At 59.3% G+C, this 23,939-nt stretch carries 16 protein-coding genes and 1 pseudogene; 5 read left to right on the top strand and 12 right to left on the bottom strand.

The features are described from left to right. A pseudogene (locus HMPREF3160_RS10145) lies at positions 1-328 on the top strand (hypothetical protein); the annotation flags it as partial. A gap of 21 nt (positions 329-349) precedes the next feature. Here the strand turns inward: HMPREF3160_RS10145 and HMPREF3160_RS03755 are convergent. The 5 genes from HMPREF3160_RS03755 to dinB form a co-directional block, all read right to left on the bottom strand. Then, the gene (locus HMPREF3160_RS03755) at positions 350-2,263 is read right to left on the bottom strand and encodes an ABC transporter ATP-binding protein/permease (RefSeq protein WP_070507113.1); all 1,914 of its coding nucleotides are present in this window, start codon (positions 2,261-2,263) and stop codon (positions 350-352) included. Continuing rightward, positions 2,263-3,585, bottom strand: a complete 1,323-nt coding sequence (locus HMPREF3160_RS03760) for an RND family efflux transporter (protein WP_141739810.1) — start codon at positions 3,583-3,585, stop codon at positions 2,263-2,265. Before HMPREF3160_RS03760 ends, HMPREF3160_RS03755 begins: the two co-directional genes overlap by 1 nt. A 46-nt stretch (positions 3,586-3,631) precedes the next feature. Then, positions 3,632-4,507, bottom strand: coding sequence for a hypothetical protein (locus HMPREF3160_RS03765; RefSeq protein ID WP_070507115.1), 876 nt, complete (start codon positions 4,505-4,507; stop codon positions 3,632-3,634). Between the two features lie 272 nt (positions 4,508-4,779). Next, a complete protein-coding gene (locus HMPREF3160_RS03770) occupies positions 4,780-5,166 on the bottom strand; it encodes a DUF3040 domain-containing protein (protein ID WP_070507117.1) in 387 nt (128 codons plus the stop codon). A gap of 74 nt (positions 5,167-5,240) precedes the next feature. Beyond that, a complete protein-coding gene (gene dinB / locus HMPREF3160_RS03775) occupies positions 5,241-6,557 on the bottom strand; it encodes a DNA polymerase IV (protein WP_176744692.1) in 1,317 nt (438 codons plus the stop codon). Between the two features lie 107 nt (positions 6,558-6,664). Between dinB and HMPREF3160_RS03780 the strand changes: the two genes are divergently transcribed. Beyond that, positions 6,665-7,780, top strand: a complete 1,116-nt coding sequence (locus tag HMPREF3160_RS03780; protein ID WP_035754461.1) for a polyprenyl synthetase family protein — start codon at positions 6,665-6,667, stop codon at positions 7,778-7,780. Positions 7,781-7,872: 92 nt separating this feature from the next. On the opposite strand, the gene HMPREF3160_RS03785 is transcribed toward HMPREF3160_RS03780, so the two are convergent. Continuing rightward, entirely contained in the window at positions 7,873-8,265 is a 393-nt protein-coding gene (locus tag HMPREF3160_RS03785; protein WP_176744693.1) for an Rv2175c family DNA-binding protein, read from the bottom strand. 405 nt (positions 8,266-8,670) lie between these two features. On the opposite strand from HMPREF3160_RS03785, the gene HMPREF3160_RS03790 reads away from it, so the two are divergent. Then, positions 8,671-9,822: a lytic transglycosylase domain-containing protein gene (locus HMPREF3160_RS03790; protein WP_070507121.1), complete on the top strand. Its 1,152-nt coding sequence runs from the start codon at positions 8,671-8,673 to the stop codon at positions 9,820-9,822. Positions 9,823-10,007: 185 nt separating this feature from the next. On the opposite strand, the gene HMPREF3160_RS03795 is transcribed toward HMPREF3160_RS03790, so the two are convergent. The 4 genes from HMPREF3160_RS03795 to HMPREF3160_RS03810 form a co-directional block, all read right to left on the bottom strand. After that, complete coding sequence (locus tag HMPREF3160_RS03795) at positions 10,008-14,963, bottom strand: NAD-glutamate dehydrogenase (protein ID WP_141739811.1); 4,956 nt, start codon at positions 14,961-14,963, stop codon at positions 10,008-10,010. Positions 14,964-15,017: 54 nt separating this feature from the next. Then, complete coding sequence (locus tag HMPREF3160_RS03800) at positions 15,018-16,781, bottom strand: CpaE/TadZ family protein (RefSeq protein WP_070507123.1); 1,764 nt, start codon at positions 16,779-16,781, stop codon at positions 15,018-15,020. 9 nt (positions 16,782-16,790) lie between these two features. Then, the gene (locus tag HMPREF3160_RS03805) at positions 16,791-17,435 is read right to left on the bottom strand and encodes an SAF domain-containing protein (RefSeq protein ID WP_070490539.1); all 645 of its coding nucleotides are present in this window, start codon (positions 17,433-17,435) and stop codon (positions 16,791-16,793) included. 262 nt (positions 17,436-17,697) lie between these two features. Further along, positions 17,698-18,240: a hypothetical protein gene (locus HMPREF3160_RS03810; protein WP_070507125.1), complete on the bottom strand. Its 543-nt coding sequence runs from the start codon at positions 18,238-18,240 to the stop codon at positions 17,698-17,700. 159 nt (positions 18,241-18,399) lie between these two features. On the opposite strand from HMPREF3160_RS03810, the gene HMPREF3160_RS03815 reads away from it, so the two are divergent. Then, on the top strand, positions 18,400-19,098 hold the full coding sequence (locus tag HMPREF3160_RS03815) for a LysM peptidoglycan-binding domain-containing protein (protein ID WP_070507127.1): 699 nt from the start codon (positions 18,400-18,402) through the stop codon (positions 19,096-19,098). A 91-nt stretch (positions 19,099-19,189) separates the two neighbouring features. Beyond that, a complete protein-coding gene (locus HMPREF3160_RS10150; RefSeq protein WP_256173901.1) occupies positions 19,190-19,681 on the top strand; it encodes an Rv3235 family protein in 492 nt (163 codons plus the stop codon). Positions 19,682-19,804: 123 nt separating this feature from the next. On the opposite strand, the gene secA is transcribed toward HMPREF3160_RS10150, so the two are convergent. Both secA and hpf read right to left on the bottom strand, forming a co-directional pair. After that, a complete protein-coding gene (secA, locus tag HMPREF3160_RS03825) occupies positions 19,805-22,495 on the bottom strand; it encodes a preprotein translocase subunit SecA (protein WP_035754450.1) in 2,691 nt (896 codons plus the stop codon). A gap of 186 nt (positions 22,496-22,681) precedes the next feature. Further along, positions 22,682-23,326, bottom strand: a complete 645-nt coding sequence (gene hpf / locus HMPREF3160_RS03830; RefSeq protein WP_035754448.1) for a ribosome hibernation-promoting factor, HPF/YfiA family — start codon at positions 23,324-23,326, stop codon at positions 22,682-22,684. Positions 23,327-23,939: the final 613 nt, after the last annotated feature.

A 23,939-nucleotide genomic window follows, 5' to 3' on the forward strand; every position in this document is an offset into this window, starting at 1 on the left:
CGAATCGCCAAGCGAATCGCCAAGCGAATCTCCTTCTGAGAAGCCGAGCGAGACTCCGAGCGACGGTCCAAGCGAAGGCCCTAGCGCCCCGGGCGGTGGAGACGGCGGTGACGGCGGTAAGCCGGGCCAGCCAGACAACCCAGCTCAACCAGACAACCCAGCTCAACCTGACTCCCCGGGCCAGCCTGATACGCCGGGTGAGTCTGATACGCCGGGTGGTTCGTCGTTGGCGCGTACCGGTATCGGCGTTGAAGGGGCGCTGGCTTCGGTTGCTCTACTGATGCTGGGTGGCGTCAGCCTGCTGGTTTTGCGTCGGCGCGCATCGTAGCGGTGAGATGCCCTGGCGCGCTTAGAGGGCGTTGCTTGGTGGCTGTTTGCTCGCGATGAAGGCTGGGACTACGGAGGATACGAGTCCGGCTACAACCCCGAGGCCTAAGCCTACGGGTACAAGCCACGGCTCTACTTGTGGTTTCCAGCCTTGCGCGGCAGACACCGCCACAACCCCGAGGACGCCCGCGAGTGCGCCTACCGCCCCGCCGATGAAACCGATCATTACGCCTTCGGTTACGAACCGTGCCGCGATTCCTTTTCGTGTGGTGCCCAAAGCTCGCCGCAGGGCGATTTCTGGGGCTCGGGAGAGCACGGTGAGGTACATCGAGGTTGATGCGCTCACAGCTGCGAGAATCAGTAGGGTTGCCGCCATGATCCCGACCAGCGCATCGAGGTCTGTTGAGACGCCCATGCGGAGGTTTCGTAGGTCTGCGACGGTCTGGACTCTGTAGCTGCCTGGGTCTGCGGCGTTCAACTGCATCGGTACGGCTTCTGCGAGCGCGGCTGGGAAGCCTTTATCTGTACGCATCACTAATTGCGGTTGCCCCAGGTGCAGTTGAGGGGCCAGAGACAACGGAACCAGCACGGCGTTGCTCAAGCCTGGGCGGCGTTCACCGGTTGTGAAGGAATCCACGACGGTCAAACGGTGGCCTCCCACCACCACCGTGCCGCCGGCTTCGCTGCCGGGCAGTTGCAGGGCTTCATGCGCATCGGGCCCGACGACCGCCACCGAGGTCACAGCAGGCATCCCGAAAAGATCAGCCGTGTGTTCCTTACCTAGGGTGAGGTCTTGGGTTTCGAAGAATTGGTCGTCAACGGCGATGATCTGCAGTCCCCCGCTGACGTTCACGTCTCCTGGTTCCACCCGGTATAGGCCGGTGGATTCGGTGGGTAGCTGGATCATGCGGGTCACCCTCTGCACGTGCGGGAGCTGCCTGAGTCGATGTTGATCCTGTGCGAGGTTCTTCTCTAGTTCCTCGCGTGCGTAGTCTGGGGTGGAGATCCACACTTCGTCGAACGCTGCGGCTTCGAGGCGTTCGTTGATCTGTACTGCGGCTGTCTGGCTGATCCCGACTGATGCGATCAATCCGCCGATGCCTAGAGCGAAAGCCAACACCAGGAACGCTGTGCGGATCCCGCGTAGCAGCACTTCGGTGAGGGATTCGGCCAGCACGTCAGCGACGCGTGTTCGTAGCGGCCCCTTGCGTGGTTTGGTTACAGATTCGTTAGCGGCGGCTGGTGTGGACTCGGCGGCGCCGGTGTCTTCGGCGATCCGGCCATCCACGATGCGGATGACGCGGTGGGCGCGGGCCGCTACGTCTTCGTCGTGGGTGATGACGATGAGCGTGGCGCCGTGTTCCCGCGCGCGCTCAAGGTCTGCGAGCACCGCCATGCCTGATGCGGTATCGAGTGCACCTGTCGGTTCGTCAGCGAGCACCAGTTCCGGCTGGGGTGCCAGGGCGCGCGCAACGGCGAGGCGCTGCCTTTCACCGCCTGAGAGCACACCCGCTTTATAGGTTGCGCGGTCTGCGATGCCGAGGCTGTTCATCGCTTCATATGCGATCTCTGACCGTTCCTGCAGGGGTACTGCGTGTGGAACCATTCCTAGGGCCGCGTTGGATAGCGCGTCCAGGTGAGGCAGCACGTGTGAGGCTTGGAAAACGAAGCCGATGCTTTCGGCACGTAGTTGGTCGCGGTCTTTTTCCGTTGCACTTGTAAGGTCCTTGCCTGCGAACGTGTATGAGCCTTCATTCGGGGCATCGAGCAAACCGAGGATCTGCAGGAGTGTGCTCTTACCCGCCCCTGAGGGGCCCACGATGGCGACGTATTCTCCCGCGTCAATGTCTAGGTCTACGTCGAAGATACCGGCGGTGCTGTCCGGGCCGTATTGGCGGGTTACCCCGCGCATCTGAATGAGTCTTTGGCGTTCCATCAAAGCACCACGGTGTCACCAACGGCCAGATCGTCTGATTCAACCGCGGCCCATCCGGCGGCAGTCTTCCCCACCGTGACCTTGACGCGGCGCGGCTCGGATGTGCTGCCTGCGCCCTGCTTGTCAGCGCCCCGACTATCTGAGCCTTGTTTATCAGCGCCCTGCTTGTCTGAGCCTTGTTTGTCAGCGCCCTGACCGTTGTCGTGTTTCGGTTCTGAGCCCGATCCCGTGCTTTGGACGAGGACATAGTCTCCGTCGGCATCGTGGCGTAACGCGGTGACTGGCACGGCTTTTTGCGGTTTCACTTTGGTTTTCAGGCCTACGCGAACTTGGGTCCCGTTCTGGACTTTGTCGAAGGCCTCATCTTTGGTTGTGAAGGTCACGTTATGCCCAGGGGTGCGACCTTCTGAACCGGCTTGGAACTCTCCGACGTTCTCGACTGTGCCCGCGAACGTGTCAGCGTCGGCGGTGATGTGGACTTCCGTGCCTTTGCTGAGTTGCTCGGCTTCTACAGCGTTGACGTGCGCGCTGATGCTCCGCCTGCCAACCCGCACCTTCGCCAGCGGCTGCTCAGGCCCAACAGTGGATGCGACAGCGGCGACGCTCAGTACGGTTCCGCCTTTACCGTCGATGGCGGCGAAAGCGGAGACCGGGATATAGGGTTGCGTGCGCGGCGCGGGTGCTGCGTTCGTTTCGCCCTCTTCCGATGAGCCCTCGCCCGAGGCGCCATCTGAGCCAGGTTCTGCCGGGGTAGATTCCGGTGGTGGCTCGATCTCGCGTTGCGGTAGTGCATATCCGGCGCGTTGGAACATACCCGTTACGGCTTGGATGGTCGCGGAGTCTACGACGCCCGTGATCTGTACCGTGTACCCGGAGTTTTGGAGGGATTCTTGGAACGCTACGACGTCGTCGCCCCTATCTCCAGCGGCTAGGTCACGGTAGAGAGGTAGCTTCCCCTGCATCGCGAACACCGGTGTTCCAGCCACGGATCCAAGGAGCTGGCCGGCAACAACATCGTCGCCCTTCTTCAACGCTTGCTTGGTGACGGTGGCGGTTTCAGGAAGGACAGAAGGCACAATATTCTTCGTTTTGCCTTCGCCTACCGTGCCTAAGATGACCGTGTCAGGCACGATGGCCCGCTGTTCAACCACCGCGGTGGCCTGGATTCTTTCATCCGAGACTGTGGCGACCGAGTTTTTCGGGGCTGTGAGTGTACCGATGAAAAACGCTGCAACAACCGCACCGATCACCACCACAGTGATAATCAGGGTACGCACGGGGAAAGCCACCCGTGAAAGATGCGGTGCTCCGGCTTTCCTCATGCGTAAACACCTTTCTACTGTGGGTCAGATCTACTGTGGGCCAGAGTTAGCCATTCCGTGCAGTATATTCGCGGGCCGCAGACAAGACGCGGTCCTTTGCTTCTTTAGCTGCTTTAAGTTCAGCCTCATGTTTGTCGATGAGCGGCTGCTGATAAGAGGCCACAAGATCGCCTAGGCGTTGGCTTGTTGAGGTCTGGTTATTGCAGCGGGCCTCAATGCTGGCAAGCCGGATGCTTTCCTTCGAGGTTTGAGCGCCTTCAGACTCTAGAAGTTTCTTAGTTTCAACGGACGCCCACTGTTCAGAGTTTTTCGGAGCGGTGAGCCCCGCATCCGTGATGCACTGAGACCACTCCTCGTGGACTCGCTTCCACTCCTCATCCTTAACCGCAGCGTTGAAAGCCTGAGTGCTCAGCTCCTCAGCCCGAGCGGAGGCTTCCTGGTCAATGTCTCTGAGGCCCTCCGTTTCAGAGTCTTCTTCAAAGGCCGTTTGACATTCATCGTAGGCTTCTTCCCAGGCTTTACCTCCCGCTGTCTCCTCTTCTTGCCAGGTCTTGTCTACGCTGCTGGGCATGGATCCCCAACCGTATTGGGCAGCGAATTTCTCGTCCCACATACCGAATGTTCGGTCATCTATGATCGCGTTTTCAGGACCAACAGCTGAGAACTTTTGGCCCTTCTTAGCCATGCATTTCGAGGTGAAGATACGGTTAGCTTGGTCTACCAAGGCTTGATCTGCAGGGTCGTCGTTCTGCAGATATGCAGAGAACGGTGTGAGGATCTGGGAAGACTGTCGGTCAAGTTTTGCCCGCGCGTCCGGATCCCTAGCTTCGGTACTAGCTTCCGGCCCGCCGCACGCCGCAAGCGATGCGCCTAAGAACACGGTAGCGAAACCGACCAACAGCTTCTTCCCAGATTTCATCATGACTGTTCCGCCTTTGGAAGCAGTGATCCCTCACGGGATTCGGTTGTTAATTAGCATCAGCATAGACGCAAAAAAATCTTCTCCTACTTTCAACACGAAAAACTTTTCAGTGCACAATTCTTAGCGCCACGGGGGCGGTTTACGGTGCGTGTATGAGACAGGTTTGAACATAGAAAAGGTGGGTTCGAAAGCTATGTTCGAACCCACCTGAGAATCTCTGGCGTCTGGTGTTGGGAGCCTGCCGCCTAGCGCCTGAGGTTGAGAGTTGGCGCTTAGTTTTGGTTGTGGCGGTTGTCCCAGTCTTTTTCAAGCCGCGCCATCAGGCTTTCGCCTCGCCGTTTAGTTGGCTGGCTGGGGCTTTCTGTGGTGACTTCTTGTTCAGTCTTTCGCATTGCGAGTGCGGCACCGGCGACCATGATCCCGAACCCTGCGATCCCCATGATCACGGTCACGATCAGCCCTGCGCTGATGCCGATACCGAGCAGGAGGAGGCCCAAGCCAGCGAATGCGATCAGCGCACCGAGCGCGATGTTGCGGGTGCTCAGCTTATTCTGCGGCGTCTGTTCAACGCGGCGCATTGTGCTCGAAAACTGTGGATCTGCGTGGAGTTGCTTCTCCATCTCAGCGAGCATGCGGCGCTCACTCTCAGATAAACCCACTGCTTCCCCCTTCTTCGGACCACTCCTGGATTCCCATTGTACGCAGGCGGGCGCTAACAGTTCGAGCCGACTTCCTATCCGCCGCTACGCTTTTCTTCACCTTCACCCCCTCTCAATAACGATGCGGGGCGCACGCTGTCCTTGAAACGCGCGTTGATCGCGTCCATCGTTTTCTCCGCTTGCGAACCCGCAGCCCGTGCCGCAGGTCCCGCATGCTCTCTCCCGCTACGTTGTTGTATCCCACTGCGTCCGGTCGCGTTGCCTTCACTGCCACCGTGTTCACGCCCGCTGTGGTCGCTGAATGCTTCTTCCCATTCGAACATGAGTTGTTCACCTTCCCATTCCGAGGCGAACTCCCCCGCCCGCACCCCGATCAAGCGGACGGGCTTCAACGGGCGTGGCAAAGCGGAAAGCAAGGATAGCGCCACTTCGCTCATAACTGAGGAAGAGTCAGTCGGGTCACTGAGGCGGCGTTGCCTCGAAACGGTCGTGAAATCATCCCATCGGACCTTCAAACCCACAACATAGAAACGGTGCCCGGCAGCCCGGACACGCTCAGCGACTTTGAAGGACAACTCCTTGATCCAGGTACGCAAGTGCGCTTCATCCGTGACATCAACATCGAACGTGTGTTCATGAGAAATCGACTTCTCGACCCTCTCGGTCACCACTGGGCGCGGATCGATCCCCTGCGCGAGCTTGATCAGATCCGGCCCATGCTTACCCAGCACGCGCAGCATCCGGCGCGGATCAGCCTGTGCAACATCGCCGGCGGTCATGAGCCCTTGCGAATGCAGCTTCTGCTCAGTGGCTTTACCTACCCCAAACAGCTCACCCACCGGTAACGCTTGCATAAAACCTTCAACATCTGCAGGCGTGATCGCATACACGCCGTCCGGCTTCGCTTTATCGCTAGCCATCTTCGCCAGAAACTTATTCGGCGCAAGCCCCACCGAAGCCGGCAAACCCACCGCCTGTTTGATGCGCTCCCGCGCCACCTGCGCACAATGAAACGGGTTGGCGTAGTGGCGCATCACCCCGGTGATGTCCATGAACGCCTCATCCACGCTCACCTGCTCAACCAGCGGGGTCAGATCCTTTAGAAGCTCCATGACGCGTGCCGACGCTTCACCATAGGCAGAGCGTGTGGGCGGGACAATCAACGCGTGCGGAGCCATGTTTTTGGCCTGCGCTACCGGCTGCCCCGAATGCACCCCATAGGCCCGCACATCATACGAAGCAGATAGCACCACGGCTCGCAGACTGTCTTGAGACACGATGATCGGGCGGTTCTGCAAGGTAGGGTCAAGGATCCGCTCGACCGAAACAAAGAACGCATCGATATCAACGTGAGCGATCACCCGCTCCGGCCTACGCCTCGCTTCACTCACCCGGCAACCACCTCCCATCAGTTCAGTACCTCACCTGGCCGCCCCGCTCCGCCTCGACAGGGGCGGGACAGGCCCGCGTAAGAACCGCGCGTCGCTAGAATGGTGACATGACTGATTCTACGAAGGCATCCCTGGCAGGCTTGAGCCCAGACACCTCGCCCGAGCGCATCAGCGCGCTCTTCCGCGACGCCATCGAAGAACACGTCAAAACCTTCTTTGAACAGCAACGCCAAGACCTCACCCGCGTGAGCCCCCGCACTAACGATTTGATCGATGCGATCAGCGCTCTCAGCTCAGGCGGTAAGCGGCTCCGCCCCATTTTCGCGCTGTGGGGGGCACTCGCTGCGGGAGGCAGCCCAGATGATGAACGCCTCCTCACCCTAGGCACCTCACTTGAGCTGTTCCAGGCCGCCGCGCTCATCCATGACGACATCATCGACCATTCAGACACCCGCCGCGGCCAGCCCGCGGTGCATCGCAAACTTGAGGCGCTACACCGGGACAACGGATGGAATCGGTCTGCTTCAGAGTTCGGTATTGCAGGCGCGATCCTCGCAGGTGACATCGCGCTGGCCTTGAGCGAAACCCTCTTCAACCGCGCAGAAGCCGGGCCTACTGCTCGTGAGCTCTTCGACGAGATGCGCACCCAGGTCATGGCGGGACAATACCTTGACGTCTTAGCTGAGCAAACCGGCTCCCAGCTCTCCCCGGATGAGGCGGCGGAGAACTCCTGGACGATCGTGACGTATAAAGCGGCCCGCTATTCGGCCGAAAAGCCAACCCTGCTCGGTGCCGCACTGGCCGGTGCGGATCAAGAGCTCCTCGACGGGCTGTCCGATTTCTCCCTGCCGGCAGGGCAAGCGTTCCAGTTGCGCGACGACGAACTCGGCGTATTCGGCGACCCAGCCCAAACCGGTAAGCCTGCCGGAGACGATATCCGCGAAGGCAAACGCACTCTGCTTATCGCGTTGACCCGCCAACGGATCAATACCGAACAGCAAGCCTGGCTCGAATCCGTCCTGGGCCGCGATGACCTTGATGACGCCACGATCGAGAAGGTGCGCGAACTGATCCGTGACTCCGGTGCAGCAGAAGAACACGCCAGCCAGATCGATGCGCTCTACAACCAAGCGATGAACGCACTCGATGGCCTTGACATCCCAGCCCAAGCCCGCGAAGGGCTACGCTCGGTCGCATCCGCGGCAGTCCGCCGCCACGCCTAACAGCGCCGCTGCGCGCTTCAGTTCTACGAGTCAGCGATCCACGAGTCAGCTCAGCGTCACTGCTCAACTCAGCCGTTGCTGACCGGTGGCTACTACCAGGCCAGGGCTGATGCGCGGCGGCGAATCTCGCTCTTGCGCCCTGCTTCCAGCGCATCCATGGGGCTGCCTGGCAGGGTCTCGTCCTCCGTGAAGAGCCACGCGATGAGCTCTTCGTCGCTGTACCCGGCATCGGTGAGCACCTGAATGGTGCCCTTGAGCGAATCTAGGGGCACTCCATCGCGGAAAAAGCGTGCCGGAATCTTCTTCACGCCACGCTCTCCGATGGGAACAGCGAGGATCGCGCGAACATCGAGCAAGCGACGCAGCTCGCGCACATCAAGATCGGTGGACTCGACAAGGTCTGGGACGGTCGTCCACTCGCCTACCAGCGTTTCAAGGTCCTGTTCGCCATACGGCGCCTGATGATTCTGTACTGAATTCTGCACACCACCACTGTGGCACACACTCGCCCAAGAAGTGTTGTTTTCCACGATCCGGGCCCTGTGTTGCCGTGGCGAAGCCTGAGATGTCGTGGCGAAGCCTGTGTTGCCGCAGTCGATCGTGCCTCACCATTACACATGAGTCACAACAGTCACATTTGCCTCAGTCGCCACTTTTCTAACTTGTGTCACAGGTACCTCTTGAGAAACTTTTACAACTTGGGTTTACATTAGGAACTTTGTTCTTGTATATTCACAGATGTCACATTTGCATCACGGTGTTGTCTGCGGGATAACAAAACAGCAACTGCTGAACCCGGGAGCTGCCCCTCCTGCCTTCTCGCGGATACCACCTGCACGATGCAGAGAACAGTGCAGTAAGTAAGTCCCCACAACGTGAGGTCAGCAATCATGGCTCCAACGCCTCCGCGCCGCACAGCCGTCAATGGCGCTATCGCCACGGCGGCCCTGCCCATCATCACCCTCTCGACCCTCGGCTCCCTCGCGGGAACCGCTCACGCAAGCAACACCCCGGCATTCAAGCCGACGGTGCGTCCCGCAGCAGTCCCAACGCCAGCCAACGTCGCAGAAGCAAAGGCGCGCGCCGCAACACTGGTTGCGGCGGCCAAGCCGAAAGCCAAGACCGTCACTGTTAAGGCCGGCGACACCGTGTGGGGCCTTGCATCCCGGCACGGCGTACCCGTGGAGCAGGTTCTGCGCCTGAACAGGCTCAAGGCCTCGTCTTTGATCTTCCCAGGCCAGAAGTTGACCATCAGCCGAGGTGCGAGCCTCCCTAAGCCAGGCGTTCAGAAGTCAAAGCCAGCAGGTAAGAAGCAGGCCACTCGCAAGGCACGGTCAACACGCGCCGGCTCTGCAGTTAAGACCTACACGGTGCGGGCGGGCGACACCCTCTCGGCTATCGCAGCCAAGAACGGCGTGAGCCTCGCCACCATCTTCCGCGCCAACAACATGGGCGCCTCCACGGTCATCTTCCCAGGCCAGAAGATCAAGCTCAGCGGCACCGCGTCCGCCCCAAAGACCGCCGCGAGGACCGCGTCGAAGACCACCAAGCGGGCGGCAAACAACTCGTTGGTCTCCAATAAGTTCCTGCACTACACCTACGATGCGCAGACGCACGCCAACGCCAACGCATCCAAGCGCACACTGTTTGCGCGCCAGGTGCCTTCCCGCGCTCAGATGCGGCAGATCGTCGCCGACACGGCAGTCCGCTATGGCGTGGACCCACGATTGGCCCTGGCACATGCACAAATCGAATCCGGCTTTGATGCCCGCGCTGTGTCCCCTGCTAACGCTGTCGGCACCATGCAGGTTCTGCCATCCACCGCTAAATGGATGGGCAACACGATCGGCCGTCAGCTGGATCCGCTCGACCCGCACGACAACGTCACCGCCGGGGTCCTGTTCATCAAGTACCTGCACAACAATGCGGACAACCGCGACCAAGCCATCGGCGCCTACTACCAGGGCCTCGCCGGCATCAAGCGGTACGGAATGTACGCAGACACCAGGGACTACGTCCGCAAAGTCCGCGCGTTCATGTAACAAGCACGGGGCTCATGACTCGGCGTCTATGGAACGGACGCAAGCATGGGGCCCCACCAAGCCAACTGGGGCGGTAGATCCGGGGAAGATCAACCGCCCCAGTTGCCTTAACGGGCACAATAAAACTGGGCGTGGCCAGCGAATACTCGCTGGCCACGCCCAACACACGCCTGCCGGAACTAGCTTCAGCGGCCGATCATCGAACGCAAGGTTCGTGTAGCCACCAACAACGGAGCCATCTGGCCGCCGCCTACCTCACGCACCGCATCAAGCTGCTCGTGCGCCCGCTCAATCCGGCCAGCATCACGCTGCTCCCAAGCAACCACACGAGCCTGCGCGGCAGACAGCTCCACGCCATCCGCATCGCTAACGTCCGGTGATTCGGTGCCCTCCGTCTCTTCTAGAACCGCGCGGGTCAAACCAAGCACCGCGGCATAAAGGTCATCACGCAGTGAGCTACGTGCCAACGCTTCCCACCGTGAAGAGCGCGGCAACTGGCTGATCTGCGAGAGCAGATCGTCCACTCCGTAACGCTCATACACCGCGTAATAGACCTCAGCGGCTTCCTCAAGCTCCCACTCGCCCGTTGACGCCAACGCGGTGATATCCAGCAACGTGTAGGACTCAAAGTCCAAGCTATGCCGCTGCGCGAGCTCCTCAGGGAGCCCCGCCTCAACATCGCGTTCGAACCATGCACGTGTACGTTGGGCATCCACGCCACACAGCATGCCCGGCAGACCCTCACGCAACCGAGCCACAGGATCAGCGAACTTCGCAAGGATCTCATCAACTGAACTATCCAGAGCCTCGTGCTCCAGAACCCACCGCGTCACACGATCCAGAAGCCGCCGCAAATCCACGTGCAACTGCAGCCACTGTTCATCATCGATCGTTGCCGGCAACTGGGCGATCGCTTCAACCTGCTCAGCGATACCGTAGACCTCGTCCATCGCTAAGAAAGCCCGAGCCAGACGCGCCGCGTCCGCACCCGTCTCCTCCATCGCACGGAACGCATACGTCACGCCACCGATGTTCACGATGCGGTTAGCGACCATCGTCGCGATGATCTCACGGCGCAACGGATGCGCGGCGAGCGCTTCAGGGAAACGTTCAACCAGCTGAGGAGGGAAATACGCTTCCAGGACCTTCTGCATGGCAGGGTCCTCCGGCAGATCAGAATCCACCAGAGCATCGATCAGCTGCATCTTGGTGTAGGCAACCACCACGGATGTTTCAGGGGTCGTTAGCCCCTCGCCACCCTGCCTGCGAGCAGCGAACTCATCCGAGCTCGGCAGGTCTTCAAGCGCACGGTCAAGATCAACCGATTCTTCAAGGAAGCCCATCAGACGTTCATAGGCCGGCGCGAATTCAACCGCGACACCCCGCTCAGCAGCGAGCAAAACATTCTGCGCCTTATTCGTAGCCAACACGGCGTCGGCGACATTGTCAGTCATCTCTGCCAACAACGCCGGCCGGTCCTCAAACGCAAGACGACCATCACGGACCGCGCCGTCCATCAGAATCTTGATGTTAACCTCGCGGTCCGAAGACTCAACACCGCCCGAGTTATCGATCGCGTCAGTGTTATTGACCGTCCCCGCACGTTGCGCGGCCTCAACACGGCCTGCCTGAGTGAAACCGAGGTTACCGCCCTCAACCACCACGCGAGCCCGCAGTTGCGAACCATTGACACGGATCGCATCGTTAGCGCGATCCCCCACGTCAGCGTTCGTCTCCGATTCGGCCTTCACGTACGTGCCAACGCCACCGTTATAGATCAAATCAACCGGGGCCACCAGCACGGCCCGAATCAGTTCCTGCGGAGTCAGCTCCCGCACATCGGAAGCAAGGCCGAGTACCTCACGCATCTGCTCGGTGACCGAAACCGACTTAGCGGAACGCGAGAACACGCCACCGCCTGAGCTGATCAAGTCAGGGTTATAGTCCTGCCACGAAGAACGAGGCGTGTTATACAGACGCACCCGCTCCTCAAACGAAACTTTCGGATCCGGATTCGGGTCAATGAACACGTCACGGTGATCAAACGCGGCAACCAACTTCGCGTGCTCGGTACGCATCAAGCCGTTACCGAACACGTCCCCCGACATGTCACCGATACCGATCATCGTGAAGTCCTCAGACTGCACATCCGTACCCAGCGTCTTGAAATGACGCTTAGCCGACTCCCACGCGCCACGGGCCGTAATACCCATCGCCTTGTGGTCATAACCAACCGAGCCGCCAGATGCGAACGCATCGCCGAGCCAGAAACCACGCTCAGCGGAAATCTCGTTAGCGGTATCCGAAAACGCCGCCGTCCCCTTATCCGCGGCGACCACCAGATACGGGTCATCCCCATCGTGAGCAACAACCCGTTCAGGGTGAACCACCGAACGCGAGCCGTCATCGGCGTACTCATAGTTATCCGTAATATCCAACAAGCTACGGATGAACTCCTGATACGCCGCCCGGCCAGCCTCAACCCAAGCACCACGATCCACAGCAGGATCAGGCAACTGTTTAGCGAAGAAACCGCCCTTAGCACCCGCAGGCACGATCACGGCGTTCTTGACAGCTTGGGCCTTCACCAGACCGAGAACCTCCGTACGGAAATCCTCCTCACGGTCCGACCAACGCAAGCCACCCCGGGCGACCTCACCAAAACGCAAATGCACACCCGCAACGCGCGGGGAATCAACCCAGATCTCACGGAACGGACGCGGCATCGGAGCGAAACCCAACTCACCCGTTGCGATCTTCAGCGCGACAGTAGGTTTGCCCTGATACGCGTTCGTGCGCAACGTGGCACCCATCGCATCACGCATACGTCGAATCCACGTATCCGCATCCAAGGTCGCAACATCATCCAACGCCGATGCCAACGCATCGCGGGCATCCTGCTGGCCCTGCTCACGATCACCCGCTAAGTCCGGGTCAAAACGCGCCTCAAACAAGCCCAATAGCGCAGCCGTCACCGCCGGATACCGCAGCAAAGTGGTGGCCGCGAAGTCAACACTGTTCATCGAGCCGCACTGGCGCAGATACTGGACATAAGCACGGAAAATCGCGACCTGATGCCAGGTGAGGCCCTGTGCCGTGACCAAACCCTCCAACGCATCAGACTCCGTGCGCCCAGCAGCAACCGCCCGGTAGGCATCTTCAACCAACGGAGCGATCCGGGCAATATCAATCTCAGGGGCCAATGCGACCGTGAGGATATAGAGATAACGTTCCCGGGCACCCAAAGGCTCCACAACGTAAGGACGCTCCTGAATCACGCGGATCCCCAACGCCTCAAGATGCGGCATGATCGAGGACAACGGAGCCTGCTCGCTCAAGTACAGACGCAACTTAGCGATCGTTACGCCATCCGCCTCAACATCGAGCTCTTCCGGGTTATCAATCGTGTCCAAGCGCAGACCGATACCGGCAGAATCCTCATCATCTTCAACCCGCTCAAAAGCACGGACATCATCAAGGGCATCTTCAACCTCATACCGCACCCGGTAATCAGCCGGGAACGCCTCAGCCCACTGCTGCGCATGCTGCAGACCCTCCTGCGAACCATGCTCCTGCGTGAACACCTCAAGGATGCCCTCGCTCCACGAACGCACCGCCCGTGTTAGGCGAGCCTCAAGTGCCTGCTCATCAATCTCTACCGTGTCAACGCCTTCGCCAGCCTTGATCCGGTACGTCAACCGAACCACCGTGGACGGGGAATTCCAGACATCCAGATCCATCGCCTCAGCCGCGAAAGTCTCTTTAAGCTCTTCTTCAACACGCAACCGGACCGTAGTGTTGTAACGATCACGCGGCAAATACACCATGACCGTCACAAACCGGCCGAAAGCATCCCCCCGCACGAACGCACGCGTACGGCGCTGCTCACCCAACCGGGCAATCTTCGCCACAATCTCCGTGAGCTCATCCGTGCTCGACTGGATGAGCTCCTCACGCGGATACGACTCAAGAATCCGCAAAATCGACTTACCCGTGTGCGAGGTAGCCAAGAACCCCATTCGCGAAAGCACGCGCCGAACCTTAGAACGCACCACAGGAACATCAGTGACCGATTGACGCAAAGCCTCAAACGTGTACAAACCAATGAAACGGTGCTCCCCGATCACCGAACCATCAGCCGCAAACTCTTTGACCCCCACATAGTCCAAATACACGCGACGATGCACCGTGGAACGGCGGTTAGCAGTAGTCAAAACCAGTGGATGCGGCTCGCGCGCCTTCTGAGCGGACTTACCACTCAACGAACGGGAAACAGCATCCGTACGCCGCATCAGACCCAACGCCGAATCGACATCGCCACGCAAAACCTCACGGCCCTGATCTTGTTCAAGCTCGTAATAGCGATAGCCCAAGAACGTGAACGAATCATCATCCATCCACCGCAAAAACGCCGCGGCCTCACGCCGTTCCTTCTCAGGAACCGAAGGGATATCCGCCTCAAGCGCATCAGCTAGACGGCGGGCCTGCACACGCATCGGCTCCCAGTCCTCAACCGCGCTGCGAACATCCTTCAAAACCGATTCGACAGCTTGCTGCAGTTGCACGCGCTGATCAGCATCCAGTTCCTCAGTCACCAACACCGCAGTCCACGACTCAATGACAGCTCGGGCACCCTCAGGTGCTGCCAACATACCCAACGCAGGCAACGCCGCAGTGCTCTCGGACGCCGGCGCCGCATCCGAAAGCGGGACCTTCTTCAAACCAACCAGCGAACCATCCTCAACCGAACGATGCGCCATATAGGTCGGGTGGAAAACAAAACCGATCTTATTTGAGAACTCCACCACGCAGTTAGTCACCGAATCGACAATGAACGGCATGTCATCCGCAACCAAGAAAACGACAGTGCCCCGCTCATGCGGCTCAACACTGACCACCGCAGAACCCGGTTGCCGTACCCGCCCCACTGACGCGTGCCGCTCCAGCAGTTCCCGCACCCGGTCAACACCGAACGCCTCACGTTCTTGAGCATCAATATCCGCTCCATAACGCTCAACAACATCATCGCCAAGCCAGCCTGATTGAGGATCTGAGCCAGACTGCACAGACGAGCCAGACTGCACAGACGAGCCAGACTGCGCAGATGAGCCGGACTGAGGAACTGACTGCGTGTTCGACACGCAACCCACCGCCTTCACATGTTTAGACGCACGGCCGTATGCAACGGCCTTTTTCTATGTGCCCCGGGTCACAGATGGAGCCGTATTCAGCCTAGCCTTAAACCGCCTGCCACGGACCTGTTTTGAGGGAGTTTCCAGATTCTCTTCACACTCACATAAGCTCTGCGCAAACTCCCGTATCACTGCGCGCACCGGCGAGCGCGGCGCCGAGTGGCTCAACGCGGTCGCAGCGTCCAGTGCATGCTCTACCGCCTCAGCATCTTTCAGGATGAAAACCTCCGGCTGCATCGTCTTGGGACCAAAACGTTCCCACGCGCGTTTGACCCCGCGGGCAGCCCCCTTGGACACCTGGTTCACCACAACAGAAATCCGTGCTTGCGTGAGCTCGGGCGCGTGTGCGGCCGCCCGCATCAAACGCGGCAAACCTACCGCGTCCGCAGTACCGACCACCACCACGTCATCGGCGACTTCAAGGGCCGTTAGTGTGGCGTCATCACGTTGCGGGGCGAACGTGTCGAAGCTGACGTCGTGATCGTTATCCGCCGGTGCGGCGACATCCACAATCACAACCTCGGAAGCCTGACGTAGCGCCTCGAGGCTACGCTTGAGCGCGGCCTTACCGACCTCTTGCCAGCGGCTGGGCCGCGGAAGTCCCGTGGTGACGCGGAGTACAGCCTTCCCGATGCGGATGCGGGCATGCGCATCCGTGTCAGCGGTGGGTGAAAACGTGCCCGCTTCGACCGAACGACACAAACGCACGATCCCGGAGGTCTCCCCCAGCATCCCTAGGCGTGCGGCGATACTCGAGGCGCGCGTATCCGCGTCCACGAGCGTGACTTTCTTCCCGGCTAGCGCGGCTTCCGTTGCTAGCTCGATCGCTAGAAAGCTGCGGCCTGGCGCGCCTGCCCCGCTCCACACCACGATGATGCGGCCCCGTTTATGCCCAGCCGCATGCTGTGAGTCGGCTTGATCTGTTTGAGTCTCTGGCTGGTTCAGCATTCCTGTATGCGGATCAACCACGTACAGCTGCGAAAGATCGTCCGGGATTCCAGCCACCAACTCATCGAATGACTTCTCTTCTTGTGGTGCGCGTGGTTTCAGCTCTTTCAGGCCGGCAGGTTTCGATTCTTCCGAGCTACTTGACGGTTGCGGAGAGGCTGATTCCTGTTGGGACGGGGCTGGCTCCTGTTCTGTAGAGGTTGGCTCCGGTTTCGTAGGCGCGGACTCCGGTCCCGACGGGGCTGGCTCCGGTTTCGTAGGCACGGGCTCCGGTCGCGACGGAGCTGGCTCCACTTTCGGCGGGACCGAATCCGATTGCGGAGAGGCCGAGTCTGGTTTCGACGTCACCGGTTCCGATTTCGAGGGGGCCGCGCTTTGGACTCCGAAACCTTTAAGGTCGACAACCTTAGGGGTCTTCAGCTTAGGTTCGATATGCCGCAGGCCCCGCCGTTTAGGTAAGGAACGGGGCTGTTCCGGTACAAGCCCGCCGGCACGCGATAGCGCTTCTGCGATCACTTCTGCCGAAGACGAGCGGCTCACCGAGCCGACACCAAGCCGGAGCAATCGCGAGGCCACCGCCGCATCGTTGGTGACCGCAACAGCACGGCCGCCGGCAGCGTGGACGGAATCGACCAGACCGCTATCGACCTCATCGAACTGGTCCACAAAAATCACATACCGTGCCAAGCCGGCCGCTAGGGTCGCTAAAAGCTCTGCCCCGTCAGTGCAGACCCGCACCACGGTAACCAGCCCGACCTCTGACTCCAAGCGGGCAAATACTTCAGGGGACTCGCCAAACAAAACAACGGAAGAACTCACAGCCGACCCCTATTCCTTGCCTGAAAGCGGGGCAGAAACCACGCTCACTACGTTTTCGCGCGCAACATGACCAACCATCGTGGCAACATCCTCACGCGGAATCAGGACTTCCAAGACGTGCCCCTGAGTGACACCGAAACCGGAATCAGCGCGATCAACTTTCACAACGCGCACACCAGAAAGCACGCGCTTCGGTTCGGCGTCCTCCTCAGCGTCCTTCGGGGTCACATACACATCCACCCCGCTACCGACCTTCACCCCCGCGGGGAGAGCGCCTTCCAACGTCAACGAAAACGAACGCAAATCAGCGGGGGCCTCCGATTCGATGGTGCGGCGAGGCAGCAACTCACCTTTCGAAACGAAATCGCTCACCACCACACCGCCTAGCTTGGTGTCGCTTGGAACATACCGCTCACCCGGGCCAGCAAGCCGAACCTCAACCGGGACCACGTCCTTCTCAGTCAGGACGGTCCCCGGGGCAAGATCATGTGCTGCGACCATGTAGGTGTCCGTGCGGGTTACCGAACGCACCAGCAAGACGACGCCCAGAATAGATGCGACAACCAGGACGATGCCGATCACAAGCCTAGGGTCACGCCAACTAGCTGGTTGCCAGCGCATCACTGACGAACTATTGCCACTGCGGTCAGTCATTGTTCACCTCAAGCTCTTTACACCTGCGTGCTCGCGAGGACCGTGCGCGATGGACAGCCGCGCATCGCTTGGTAGCCATGCACGATGCTCCGCCGCGTGGTTCGATGCCTCGCGGTTCGATGCCTCGCGAGGTCGTCTACAAGCATGCTTAGACGATAACCAGCACGATGAACTACAACAACTACTGACAAGTAGTGCTATCCGGCATCTCGGACACAGGTCTCACACAGGTTCTCCTTGAGTAGGGTTCGACGGGATGCGTTTAGCTAGTCGATACCGCAGATACCGCCACGAGCGCCACCAACGGAACCAGCACAAGCGAGCGGGCCGCCGTCCCACCCACCTGGGCTTGCAGACGGATAAAGTCCGCCCCCACAGCAACGATGAGGCCACTGCCCACCACCCCGTCAGACAAGATGAAACGAACGCTCTGACGGTCCCTACCTATCGCACGTAGAGCCGACTTCCATGGAGCTTTGGTGCGGCGACACGAACCCTTCATGTCACGCTCGCGCACACCAGCGTTAGGCATAAGAACCTCTACCCAGGCACCGCCCTGATCCGGGAACATCCACGACTCGGTTGCAGTCTCAACACCGAACCACCCCACACCCACTGCCGCGACCGCGCCTGTAAACGAGTGCCCACTCGCATGAACTTTCACATGTGCGCCGGCGATCTCGGTGAGGAACCCTCGCCTCGCGTACTCCGCCCGTGCCAGCTCGCCAGCTTCGGCACGCATCTCCTGCCATTGCCCAGCCTGCAGCTCATGGGCCATGTCCTCGAATAGATCGTCAAAACGCATGTTCACAGGCTACTGAAAAAATTACCTCTTGACACCAACGCGAAACATCAAACAGAATCAAAGCACAACAAATTGGCGCCCATAGGGAGGCACCTCCCTACAGCACTCAATAGGCGCTGAGAAACACACAGTTCTCGAGTCTCAAAAGAGGGCAACGACATGAACCAGAAAGCCTCACGCATACACATCACAGCCGCTTGGATCGCCCCAGTTTTAGGCCTCATCATCGGAGCTACCGGCCTTGCCTTACTCAACCCGTGGTTCCCAGCCGCAGAGTCAGCGGACACCCTCATTGCCCGCATCGGGGCCTGGGCCCTATGCCTCATCAGCGCTTGGCTTCTGTTCACCCACACGCTCGCCCTCCTCCTACGCGGCCTCAGCTCACTCGGCGTGAGCACCGAACGTTGGAGCCGCTGGGTCCCCCGCGCATCAGCTGTTGCCGCAGGCCTGATCCTCGCAGCTCCGGCAACATCCCACGCGGCACCCACGCCTGACACAACCGTGGTCACAACCGAAACCACCACGCACACCTCTCCCACACCCTTCAGCGCCGCCTTCCCGATCGACGACCAAGAGCAACAAGCACCATCAACGAAACAGCAGCAAGAGACCTTCACAATCAAGAAATCCGACCCCGTCCCCCTACCCCGCAACATGGGTACACCAGCTCGAAACGACACCGTGGTAGTCACATCGGGCGACACACTCTGGGACATCGCGGCACGCCACCTAGGACCCGGCGCAACACCACAACAAATCGCAGCCGAAACCAACCGATGGCACCAAGCTAACCGCGATCTCCTCGGAGACAATCCCCACCTGATCATGCCCGGCCAAGAGCTACACATCCCCGCCTAGACAGCGCAGCGCCCTGTACTAGCAATCCAGCCCTGCAGTCACCCCACTGCCCTCTACTGACACATCACAGCAAGGAAACAAAGGACTTCCCATGACCATCGCACCCCTTTGCGAACCAACCACAGCTGCCACACTTGCAACCGCATCAACAGGTGCACCTGCGCCAGCACCACCATTATCAGCACAGCCATTAAGCACGCCACAGTCTCCGGTGCGGGCGGGTGCTCCGGCGCATCAGCATCTGGCACGAACGGTAGCTCAAGCGATCGCCGATGTACTCTCCGGGCGTCGCCCCTCCCTCGCTTTGGCCGGGTGGTTTGAACTCATGCCACTCAACAAAGTCCAAAACCGTGCCGGTTGGGAACGCGAAGCATCCCAAGCGAACGCAACCCCATGGCCGTGGCGGACACTTTCACTCATCTCATGCCACGTCCAAGCCCAATACAAACACGAAGACACCCGCGCACTCCCCACGCTTGAATGTTGCGCGAGCATCCTCACCCCGCGCGGGGTACGCGCCATCGCCTTCACCCTGAAACCACACGGCCGCAGGTTGCGTTGCACCGACGTACACATCGGGTGAAAGCAAAGCTAAATCAACAGTGGGGTTTGCACACCAGGCTGGTGTGCAAACCCCACTGCATCAGAACCGCTACCTAGGTCAACGCTCTAACTCTGCGCCCTAGTTCGCTCATCCGTTTGGAAGCTAGTGGCGCTTGCGTGAACGCTTCTTAGCCTTACGTGCTTGTTTACCGGTCATCCTCGGCCCTTCCTTGGCAGCGCGAGTCCGGCGAGTACGCGCCTCCCCGCTTTCATCCGGCGCCGAATACTCGAGATCTTCCTGGCTCGTCTGGGCATCCATCAGGCCAGCACCGCGAGCCTCACCGGCGTCATGGCCCGGCTCCACCTCGGCATGGAACAAGAGGGAAACCGAATCCTCACGGATCGCTTCCATCATGGCCTCGAACATTTCATAGCCTTCGCGCTGATACTCAACCAGCGGGTCACGCTGAGCCATCGCACGCAAACCGATGCCCTCCTTGAGGTAATCCATCTCGTAGAGGTGTTCTTGCCACTTACGGCCGATCGAAGACAACACAACACGGCGCTCAAGGTCACGCATCGTGCTCGAACCCAAGTACTCCTCGCGGCGTTCATAAGCGACCATCGCATCAGAGACAATCTCTTCTTTGAGCATCTCCGCGGTCAAGCCACCCTTATCGCCGCCGGCTTCCTCAATGAGGTCCTCCGGGCTCAGCGTTACCGGGTAGAGAACCCGCAGGTTGCTCCACAACGCGTCGAGGTCCCAATCATACGGCTCACCGGCCAGAGTGGTTTCGGTGACCATCGCACCCACGGCGTCTTCGATGAACTGCTTGATCCGCTCACCCAAGTCTTCGCCTTCGAGGATCTGGCGGCGGTCAGCATAGATCGCTTCACGCTGACGGTTCATCACATCGTCATACTTCAGAACGTTCTTACGCTGCTCCGTGTTGACAGACTCAACCTGGCGCTGAGCGGACTCGATGGCACGCGAAACCATCTTCGATTCAAGCGCCATATCATCCGGCATGTTTGGCGAATTCATGATGCGTTCTGCCATACCGGCATTGAACCGACGCATGAGCTCATCCGACATCGACAGATAGAAACGAGACTCACCAGGGTCACCCTGACGGCCGGAACGACCACGCAACTGGTTATCGATACGGCGGGATTCGTGGCGTTCGGTACCCAAAACGTAGAGGCCACCCAGCTCGCGCACTTCGTCGCCTTCGGCTTCGCATTCAGCCTGGATATGGTCAAAGACCTCATCCCAGACCGCTTGGTAGCCCTCAGGATCATTCTCTGCATCCAAGCCACGGTTCTTCATCTCCGTGACAGCGAGGAACTCAGCGTTACCGCCGAGCATGATGTCAGTACCACGGCCAGCCATGTTCGTAGCGACCGTGACAGCGCCTTTCTTACCGGCCTGAGCAACAACCGCGGCTTCGCGTTCGTGCTGCTTAGCGTTCAAAACCTCGTGGCGGATACCGCGCTTGGCAAGCTTTTGCGATAAGTATTCGGACTTCTCAACCGATGTTGTACCGACCAGCACCGGCTGGCCCAGGCGGTGGCGGTCCTCAATATCTTGAGCTACCGCCTCAAACTTTGAGATCTCGTTCTTATAGATCAAGTCCGGCTTATCCACGCGCTGCATCGGCTTATTCGTTGGGATCGGGACCACGCCGAGCTTATACGTGTTGTTGAACTCCGCAGCCTCAGTCTCAGCTGTACCGGTCATGCCGGAGAGCTTGTCATAGAGACGGAAATAGTTCTGCAACGTCACCGTTGCCAAGGTCTGGTTCTCGGCCTTGATCTCAACGTTTTCTTTAGCCTCGATCGCCTGGTGCATGCCTTCCGAATAGCGGCGGCCAGGCAGTGAACGGCCCGTGTGCTCATCGACGATCATGATCTCGCCGTTCATGACCACATAGTCTTTATCCCGCTTGAACAGTTCTTTAGCTTTGATCGCGTTATTCAAGAAACCGATCAGCGGAGTATTCGCGGACTCATACAGGTTGTCGATACCCAGGTAGTCCTCAACCTTGTCGATACCCGATTCCTTAACGCCCACCGTGCGCTTCTTGATATCGACTTCATAATCTTCATCCAGCTTCATGCCACGCACGAGCTTGGAGAACTCGCTGTACCAACGGTTCACATCCCCCTGCGCGGGGCCGGAAATGATGAGTGGAGTACGGGCCTCATCAATCAGAATCGAGTCGACCTCATCGACGATCGCGAAGTTGTGGCCGCGCTGAACCAGCTCATCCTTGGACCAAGCCATGTTGTCACGCAGATAGTCGAAACCGAACTCGTTATTGGTTCCGTACGTGATGTCCGCGGCGTACTGTTCACGACGCACCGCAGGCTTCTGATTCGAAACGATGACACCCGTGCTCATGCCTAAGAAACGGTAGAGGCGTGACATCAGCTCGCCCTGATAGTTGGCGAGGAAGTCGTTGGTCGTCACAACGTGGACGCCCTTACCGGAGATCGCGTTGAGATACGCGGCCGCGGTAGCCACGAGCGTCTTACCTTCACCGGTCTTCATCTCAGCGATATTGCCCAGGTGTAGGGCGGCCGCACCCATCATCTGAACATCAAAGTGACGCATACCCAGTGTGCGTTGTGAGGCTTCTCGAACCACCGCGAACGCTTCCGGGAGCATGTCATCGAGGCTCTCGCCCGCCGCGTAACGCTCACGGAACTGATCCGTCATGGAATGCAGCTCGTCATCCGTGAGTTCCATGATGGAGTCTTCGAGTGCGTTGATCTGTGAAACGTATGAACGCAGTCGCTTCAGAATGCGTTTATCGCCAGCTCGCAGAATACGTTCGAACAGATTGGCCACGTGTGTTCTCCCCCATGACAAAGCAACCGGAATCTACCGGCCTTTCGCCATCTTACGCGTTGAATATGTTTTAACCCCAAGCCAATGGCGGGAGATTCATGAAAAATCTCCCGCCACTGACTCAGGCGACAGTTATTAAAACTCTAGTTCCCCACTGCCACGGGAAGGCTAGACACGATGCTTGTGTTAGCTGCGGTAGGTCTTGCTTCCGTCCCGGGTTGCTTCCGTAAGGTTCTCATCCAGGGAAATAACACCGTAAGACCAGCCGCGGCGACGATAAACCAGCGATGGCAGGCCGGTTTCGGAGTCAAGGAACAAATAGAACGGGTGGCCCACCAGCTCCATGTTGTCCACGGCATCGTCTTCAGTCATGGGGATGGCTGGGAAACGCTTGCGGCGGATCTCAACCGGAACATCGCCAACCTCTTCCTTACGCTGAGCTTCCTGCACCTGTTCAACCAGGGACTTATCACTTGCAGGAACAGCTTCCGGATCGATCGGCGGGTTCAACGCACGGTCATTGCGGCGGTGGTCCTTTGCTTTGTCGCGTGCACGGCGCAAACGCTCAAGCAACTTAGCGAATGCGAGGTCAAAAGCCGAGAACTTCTCGGACGAGTGCGCTTCAGCACGGACCGCCGGGCCAGGCCCGATCACGGTGACTTCGACAGTCATTTCAGAATCAGAGACGCGTGCGTTCGGTTGGCGTGAGACCTTGATATCGATGTTGTGGGCCCGCGGTGAAAGCTGTTCAACCTTCGCGGCACGGTCCTCGACGTATTCGCGGAACCGGTCAGTAACGCTGACGTTGCGGCCAATTACGTTGACATCCATGAGAGGTCCTCCCTCAATTCCGAAACAACACCCGGTGACGGTCTGACGGGAAGATTATGAACTCATCACCGCCGTTGACGCCAGGTGATGGGTTTGGCTGGAGGCTCATCCTCGAACTCAAGCCCATGCTTAAAGTTACCCCGGTCACACCCTGGAGCGCATCCCATGTGCTCGTGTTGTGGATCAGTTAAGCGGGTGGCTTATTTCTGACACTACGTTTGCCCCTCCCGGTGGACGCACCCAGGCGACACAGAAAGCCCCTTTGACGTTGAAGCCGTGAGCACGCAAGACGCGGGAAGCCTCGGCAAGCGTGGCACCGGTCGTTACTACGTCATCGAACAGAACCACATGCCTGGGAACCTTTCTGTAGGGACTGCGATGTTTCACGTGGGCCACGGCACGGTAATCGACAGCGAACTGTCCTTTCACTGCGTTCGCTCGGCCACTTCTACCCCGGGACTTCTGCGGACCCTGGTTGGCCAGCCCCAGGCTCGTCAACGTCCGCACCCGCAAGAGGTTCATGACGGGACCCACGTGAGAAGCACGTAAGAGCTCTTCAACCGGAGAGAACCCACGGGATCGCACCGAAGAAGCTTTCGAGGGTATCGGAACA

This window comes from Arthrobacter sp. HMSC06H05 (assembly GCF_001807395.1).
GTDB lineage: Bacteria > Actinomycetota > Actinomycetes > Actinomycetales > Micrococcaceae > Pseudoglutamicibacter > Pseudoglutamicibacter albus.

Bases quoted from the DNA above. Each gene is read 5' to 3' on its own strand.
- HMPREF3160_RS03780 (WP_035754461.1), top strand. From the start codon at position 6,665: ATGACTGATTCTACGAAGGCATCCCTGGCAGGCTTGAGCCCAGACACC.
- HMPREF3160_RS03760 (WP_141739810.1), bottom strand. From the start codon at position 3,585: ATGAGGAAAGCCGGAGCACCGCATCTTTCACGGGTGGCTTTCCCCGTG.
- HMPREF3160_RS03810 (WP_070507125.1), bottom strand. From the start codon at position 18,240: ATGCGTTTTGACGATCTATTCGAGGACATGGCCCATGAGCTGCAGGCT.
- HMPREF3160_RS03805 (WP_070490539.1), bottom strand. From the start codon at position 17,435: ATGACTGACCGCAGTGGCAATAGTTCGTCAGTGATGCGCTGGCAACCA.
- HMPREF3160_RS10150 (WP_256173901.1), top strand. From the start codon at position 19,190: ATGACCATCGCACCCCTTTGCGAACCAACCACAGCTGCCACACTTGCA.
- hpf (WP_035754448.1), bottom strand. From the start codon at position 23,326: ATGGATGTCAACGTAATTGGCCGCAACGTCAGCGTTACTGACCGGTTC.
- HMPREF3160_RS03765 (WP_070507115.1), bottom strand. From the start codon at position 4,507: ATGATGAAATCTGGGAAGAAGCTGTTGGTCGGTTTCGCTACCGTGTTC.
- HMPREF3160_RS03790 (WP_070507121.1), top strand. From the start codon at position 8,671: ATGGCTCCAACGCCTCCGCGCCGCACAGCCGTCAATGGCGCTATCGCC.
- HMPREF3160_RS03755 (WP_070507113.1), bottom strand. From the start codon at position 2,263: ATGGAACGCCAAAGACTCATTCAGATGCGCGGGGTAACCCGCCAATAC.
- HMPREF3160_RS03815 (WP_070507127.1), top strand. From the start codon at position 18,400: ATGAACCAGAAAGCCTCACGCATACACATCACAGCCGCTTGGATCGCC.